The 6,319-nt window shown below is 65.4% G+C and carries 5 protein-coding genes; 1 reads left to right on the top strand and 4 read right to left on the bottom strand.

The annotated features are described in order from the left end of the window. Positions 1-479: 479 nt before the first annotated feature. From tyrS to C8D78_RS12330, 3 genes are all read right to left on the bottom strand, one after another. A complete protein-coding gene (tyrS, locus tag C8D78_RS12340; RefSeq protein ID WP_120954061.1) occupies positions 480-1,793 on the bottom strand; it encodes a tyrosine--tRNA ligase in 1,314 nt (437 codons plus the stop codon). Between the two features lie 54 nt (positions 1,794-1,847). Then, on the bottom strand, positions 1,848-4,076 hold the full coding sequence (locus tag C8D78_RS12335; RefSeq protein WP_120954059.1) for a HelD family protein: 2,229 nt from the start codon (positions 4,074-4,076) through the stop codon (positions 1,848-1,850). A 161-nt stretch (positions 4,077-4,237) separates the two neighbouring features. Beyond that, positions 4,238-4,795 (bottom strand): adenine phosphoribosyltransferase, encoded by a 558-nt coding sequence (locus C8D78_RS12330; protein WP_120954057.1) that lies wholly within the window; start codon positions 4,793-4,795, stop codon positions 4,238-4,240. 194 nt (positions 4,796-4,989) lie between these two features. Between C8D78_RS12330 and C8D78_RS12325 the strand changes: the two genes are divergently transcribed. Beyond that, positions 4,990-5,598 (top strand): GNAT family N-acetyltransferase, encoded by a 609-nt coding sequence (locus C8D78_RS12325; protein WP_120954055.1) that lies wholly within the window; start codon positions 4,990-4,992, stop codon positions 5,596-5,598. Positions 5,599-5,601: 3 nt separating this feature from the next. Here C8D78_RS12325 and C8D78_RS12320 read toward each other — a convergent pair whose 3' ends face one another. Continuing rightward, complete coding sequence (locus tag C8D78_RS12320; RefSeq protein WP_120954053.1) at positions 5,602-6,246, bottom strand: hypothetical protein; 645 nt, start codon at positions 6,244-6,246, stop codon at positions 5,602-5,604. Between the last annotated feature and the right edge of the window lie 73 nt (positions 6,247-6,319).

Raw genomic sequence — 6,319 nt, 5'->3', positions numbered from 1 at the left:
AACCGCCACCCCCGGGAAAACGGGAGAAAACGGCTGCACAAAATTTGAAACCAGCTAAAAACACCAGACCACACCACGGGGTGGCGGGCCCGGCACATTCAACCAATTCAATACAATAAATTGGTATCAACAAACTTGGCACACTATTGAGTTCTCAAACAACAGACACATTCGAATATTTCACGAAACAATTCATTTCCATGAATTCTTTATTTCGCTTTTCTTCGCTGCGATGTTTACAGCTTATTTCATTCATTTCCACTTTGCAAATTCAGGATGTTCATCCGAATTTCTCTCCGTGGAGCGAATCCGCCCAGCAAAATTGAAGCAATTTCATTATCTGCGCCTAGCGCATGAAGAATTGCTTCTGATTAGTGGGGGTTTGTCACCGCTCAGCGGCGGCGACTCAGAAAACGATACACGCTCCTCCCCTGCCTTGCAAATCGGCCGGGAAGGAGCGTGCATTGTCTAGCTGTGGATCAGACGCCTGCGACTTCCACCGTGGCGAGGCTCTTCTTACCCCGCCGCAGGAGCAGGTAGCGCCCATGCAGCAACTGGCTGGCAGCAATAACGGCGTCGGGGTCGGACACTTTCGTGTTGTTGACGTAGGCTCCGCCCTCCCCTACCGTCCGGCGTGCTGCGGACTTGCTCTCGGCCAGGCCGGAGGCCACGAGCAGTTCGATGATGCCCAGGGCGCCGGCGTCGACGGTTGCGGAGGGCAGCTCGGACGTCGCTGCTTTCAGCGTTGCTTCATCCAGCACGGTGAGATCGCCGCCGCCGAACACAGCCGCCGATGCCGCGATGACCTTTTCGGTGGCGTCCACGCCGTGGACCAGGGAGGTCACCTCGTAGGCCAGCCTCCGCTGGCCTTCGCGGGCGAACGGCCGTTCTGCAACGGACAGTTCCAGTGCTTCAATCTCCGCACGGCTGAGGAACGTGAACACCTTAAGGCGGGACGCGACGTCGGCGTCCGCCGTATTGAGCCAGAACTGGTAGAAGGCGTACGGGCTGCACATTGCCGGATCCAGCCAGACCGCGTTGCCCTCGCTCTTGCCGAACTTGGTGCCGTCGGAGTTCGTGATGAGCGGCGTCCCCAGGGCATGAACGTGTTTGCCTTCGACCTTCCGGATCAGTTCGGTGCCGCTGGTGAGGTTGCCCCACTGGTCCGAACCCCCGGTCTGCAGCATGCAGCCGTAATCGCGGAACAACTGGAGGTAGTCCATGCCCTGCAGGATCTGGTAGCTGAACTCGGTGTAGCTGATGCCTTCGTCGGAACCCAGACGGGAGGCGACGGCATCCTTGCGGAGCATGGTGCCGACCCGGTAGTGCTTGCCGATGTCTCGCAGGAAATCGATCGCGCTCAGGGGCGCCGTCCAGTCGAGATTGTTGACCATGCGGGCGGCGTTGTCACCCTCGAAGCTCAGGAAGCGGCGGACCTGGGCCTGCAGGTAACCGACCCATTCCGACACGGTGTCCTTGGTGTTGAGGGTGCGTTCGGCCGTCGGGCGCGGATCACCGATCAAACCCGTGGAACCACCCACCAGCCCGAGCGGCTTGTGGCCGGCCAGCTGGATCCGGCGCATGAGCAGAAGCTGGACCAGGTTCCCCAGGTGCAGGCTCGGCGCGGTGGGATCGAAGCCGCAGTAATACGTCACGGGCTCTCCGGCGAGGAGCTTTTCGAGCTCCGCCTCATCCGTGGAGACGTGGACAAGGCCGCGCCATTTCAGCTCCTGCCAGACGTTGGCGAAGCTGGGATCGTTCTGCTGGGCATCGAGAATATTTAGCTGGGACACGGAATCTAAGGTAGCAGGATCAACAGAAGTGCATCGCAGGTGACGAAGCGGCCCCTACTCCTCGATGCCGGCCGGGACCCCGGCGGCGGCGATGAGCCGCAGGCGTTGCGTGGGCCTCGTCATGGCCACGTACAGGTCGCCCACGCGGCCGTGCTCGTGGTTGAGCATGGCCGTCGGTTCCAGGACCACGACGCCGTCGAACTCCAGTCCCTTTGCCTCCCGGGGGCTGATCACCACAATGTCCTGCGCGTAGCTGCCCGCCCCGGTACCGACGCGGTGGCCGTACACGGCCCGCAGTGCCGCGCTGGCCTCGGGCAGGAGCTCGCCGTCGGCAATAACCGCCAGCAGGCCGCCCTCAATGGCATCCAGTTCCTCCGGCAGCACTTCGACGAGCTTGTTGACGATCTGGCCCGTGCCGACACGGTCGATGACCGGCGACCAGCGCCCCTCCCGGACCGCCTTGGGCGCCGACACCACAAGTCCGGCCGCGTTGGCCATCCGTGCTGCCGCCTCGGCGATCTGTGACGGAGTGCGGTAGTTGACGGTCAGTTCCTCCAGCTGCCAGCGGTCCCCGAACATGGGGCCCAGTGCGCTGTGCCAGGAGTTGGCTCCGGCGACGGAGCTCGTCTGGGCGATGTCGCCGACGATCGTGAAGGATTTCAGCGGGCAACGGCGGACCAGCAGCCGCCACTGCATGGGGGACAACTCCTGCGCCTCGTCCACCACAATGTGCCCGAAGGCCCAGCTGCGGTCCGTGGTGGCGCGCTCGGCAGCCGTCAGCCGCGTCTCGCGCTCCTGGTTCTGGTCCACGAGTTCTTCGGCCGAGACGAGAACGTCCACGCCGGCGGTTTCCATGTTGACCAGGGTCTGCTTGGCGTTGGCGAGGTCCCGGGCACGGTCCTGTTCCTGCTGCGCCAGTCCGCGTCCGGCGGCGGCATCAAGCTCGCCGAGGAGCTCGGCAGCTTCGTCGAGCAGCGGGACGTCCGACTCGGTCCAGGGCGAACCGGCAGGACGGAGCAGCAAGGCGCGTTCCTCCGGGCTGAGGTTCGGCGTGCACGCCTCGAGGATGGCCGGTTTGCTCAGCAGCTCCCCCACGAGCTTTTCCGGGGTCATCGGCATCCAGCACAGGTTCAACGCGATCCGGACATCCCGGGCGGAGCGGACGTCCTCCGCCAGGTAGGAGCGGTCGGCGTTGTTGCCGATGTTGCCTGCTTCCACCAGTTCCGTCATCTGCTCCGTCAGTTCCCGGAGCAGGATCTTGACGAAGGACACGCGCGCCTCGTTGTGCGGTTTGCCCGTTGCCCGCGCCCGTTCCTTGGCGCGGCGGACCTGCCGCGGCGTCAGGACCAGCTTGCGGCCGTCGACCTCCAGGACCCGGTTTCCAGCCGGGATGCGCTGCCGGTTGGCGACGGCGTTCGCCACCACCTCGGCCATGTCCAGACGGCCCTTAATGGCCGCGACGGCGGAATCGGGTTCGGCGACGGCGGTGATGCCCGGCATGAGCCGGCCCAGGCTGGCCATCACGACCCCGGTCTCGCCGAGCGAGGGCAGCACGCGTTCGATGTACTTCATGAAGGACGACGTCGGGCCCACCAGCAGCACGCCGGCGCTCTTGAGCCTGTCCCGGTGCGTGTACAGCAGATACGCCGCACGGTGCAGCGCGACGGCGGTCTTGCCGGTGCCCGGTCCGCCCTGGACCACGAGTGCACCGGAGATGGAGGAACGGATGATCCTGTCCTGCTCGGACTGGATGGTCCCGACAATGTCGGACATCCGGCCCGTCCGCTTGGAGTTCAGGGCAGCCAGCAGCGCACCTTCGCCTTGGAGCGATTCGTTGTCCGCGAGCATGTCGGCGTCGAGCACGTCGTCCTCGATCGCCTTGACGTCGCGGCCCTGCAGGATCAGATGACGGCGGCGGCGGACGCCCTGCCGGTCAAACGCCGTGGCCTGGTAGAAGTGGCCGGCCTCGGGCGCCCGCCAGTCCACCATGAGGCGCTGCAGGTCCTCGGTGGTCAGGCCGATGCGGCCGATGTACTGGGCCTCGCCGGAATCCAGATCCAGGCGGCCAAACACGAGGCGGTCATCGACGGCGTCGAGCTGGGCAAGGCGGTCCTCATACAGGGCCGCGAAGGCATCACGCTCAGAGACGTTCTGCATGGTGCCCACCGCACCGGCACGCCTCACCTGGGCCAGCTGGGCGCGCTTCTCTGCCCGCAACTCATCCAGCCGGGCGTAAAGTCCGGCCACGTAGTCGCGTTCATGGGCCAAATCAGCGTCGTGCATCGAACGTTCCCCTATCGAAAAAGACAGACCCACCATTCTACAGCCATTCCGGCAGACGTGGCGGTTATGTGTCTGCGGAACAATGCCAAGGCAGTCTTCGTCTGGGAATTCTACCGACACGGCCCCAATGGTCCAGCCCGCAGCGCCTGTCTGCGACGCAATTACAGTCGCAAGAGGGAGCGAACGTTGTGGCTGGCCAGGGCCGCCCGGCCGCCGAGATCGTCCAGTTCCATGACCACGCCGACGCCGGCCACGTCAATGCCGCAGCGCTCGAACAGCCGTGCCGCGGCGCCGAGCGTGCCGCCGGTGGCGAGGACGTCGTCGAGGATCAGCACGCGGCTCCCGGGGGCAAGGTCGGTCGTGTGCAGTTCGAGGGTGGCGGTGCCGTATTCCAGGGCGTAGTCCTCGGAGACGACGGCGCGCGGCAGCTTGCCGGCCTTCCGGACCGTGATGACGCCGGTGCCGGTGGCGTACGCAGCAGCGGCCGCCAGCAGAAAGCCACGGGCTTCCACCCCGGCGACGGCGTCGAACTGGCCCTTGAACGGTTCGACGAGGGCGTTGACCACGGCCGCCAGGGCGGCCCCGTCGGCGAACACCGGCGTCAGGTCCTTGAAGCTGATTCCGGGTTTGGGATAGTCCGGGATGGTGGCGCACAGGCTGCTGATCAGCTGATCCACCGGTTGCGCCGAATTAGTCTGGTTTGGCTCGCTTTGATTCACCCATCCACCTTACTGGCTGGTAGCCGGACGTCTCACGGGCTGCCGGCTGGGTACAGCCGCGGGGGTGCCGCCCGCGGGCGGCACGGCGTTCTCCCGGCCTGCTGCGGCCCGGGCACCTGACGGCCATCAAATGTTCACCTCAGCGGCGATCAATCGGTCCGTCACGTCCACTCTGGCGGTGATTGAATGCTCCAATGCGACACGAAATCGTGCTCTCCGGCCACGGAGTCCGGCTGGTCCCGCTCACTCTGGATCACGCGGCCGGCCTCTTTGATTTTGTGGATCCCGGCATGTGGGCAGGCATGGCGGCACCGCTGCCCGGGACTAGCGGCGAACTGGCCGCGCTGTTCCAGTCCAGGCTGGACGAACCGGGCACCAGGCCTTTCGCCGTGACGGACGGGCGCACCGGAGCCCTCCTGGGCACGACGTCCCTCCGGGAGTATGTCCCGGCCCAGCATCGGCTGGAAATCGGCGGGACGTTCTACGGGCGGCAGTTCTGGGGCAGCCACGTCAACCCAGCCAGCAAGCACCTGCTCCTTGCCTACGCCTATGAGGTCCTGGGGGTCCATCGCGTAGCATTCCGCTGCGACGCCCGCAATACCCGGAGCGCAATGGCAATTGAACGGCTGGGAGCACGATTCGAAGGAGTCCTCCGCGGGCATCGCGCGGCTCCCGACGGGGGCCGCGCGGACACCGCCGTCTTCTCGATCCTCTCGAACGAGTGGCCGCAAGTGCGCGAGGACCTCCGGCGCCGCCTCGCCCCATTCGGAGCAGGCTGCGCGCTACGTACCGTCGCCGCCTAATCCCTAGATCTCCTCAAAGGGAAGCCCGTCACCGGGAGGCACGGGGTCGGGCCCGTCACCGGGAGGCACGGCGTCACTATCCGGTTTCGGGGACCGCAGGAGTTCATGCGCGAGCCCGTAGGACACGGCGTCCAGCGCCTTTCTGAGCGCCAGCTCAGCTTCCAGCCGGTCGGCCGCCACGGCGCTCTGCCGGGCGTAGTCTTCAGCCCACCCGGAGCGGTGGAACCTGTCCGCGTCGCCATGCAGGAGCCGGCCATAGAGGACGTCCTCGAACAGGTCGGGGTCATCTTCCGCAGCGAATCCGGCCAGCAGCGCCGGGCGGCCCCGGATCATCTCGTTGGTGAACAACGCGGCCGCTGCTTCCGTGCCTTCGGCCAGCCGCGGATCCGCCGAGTAGTTGCACATGCGCAGGGCCCGCACCACGAGTTTGAGCGAAACGTGTTCATCGGGAACGATGAACTTGCGCAACAGGACGGCCCGGAAGAGTTCGATCCAGTGCCTGCGTTCCGCCTCGACGGAGTCCACCGGGACAGGTCCGGGCACCGGCGCGAACAGCTCAACCATGCGGAAGTACTCGGTGGCCAGCTGCGCAAAAATCTGCAGCCGTTCCAGCTCGCTGCGTGGCTTTCCGCGTTTTCCCTCGCCCATAATGCTTCATCATCCCCCAGCGCCGTGAGTCGCAACGGTAATTGGCGTGTTTTCAGCAACTCTTGGTGCCCGG

The organism is Arthrobacter oryzae, from assembly GCF_003634095.1.
In the GTDB taxonomy this organism is placed as follows: Bacteria; Actinomycetota; Actinomycetes; order Actinomycetales; family Micrococcaceae; genus Arthrobacter; species Arthrobacter oryzae.
The sequence above is the reverse complement of the archived record's forward strand: the minus strand, read 5'-3'. Positions and strand labels throughout refer to the sequence as shown.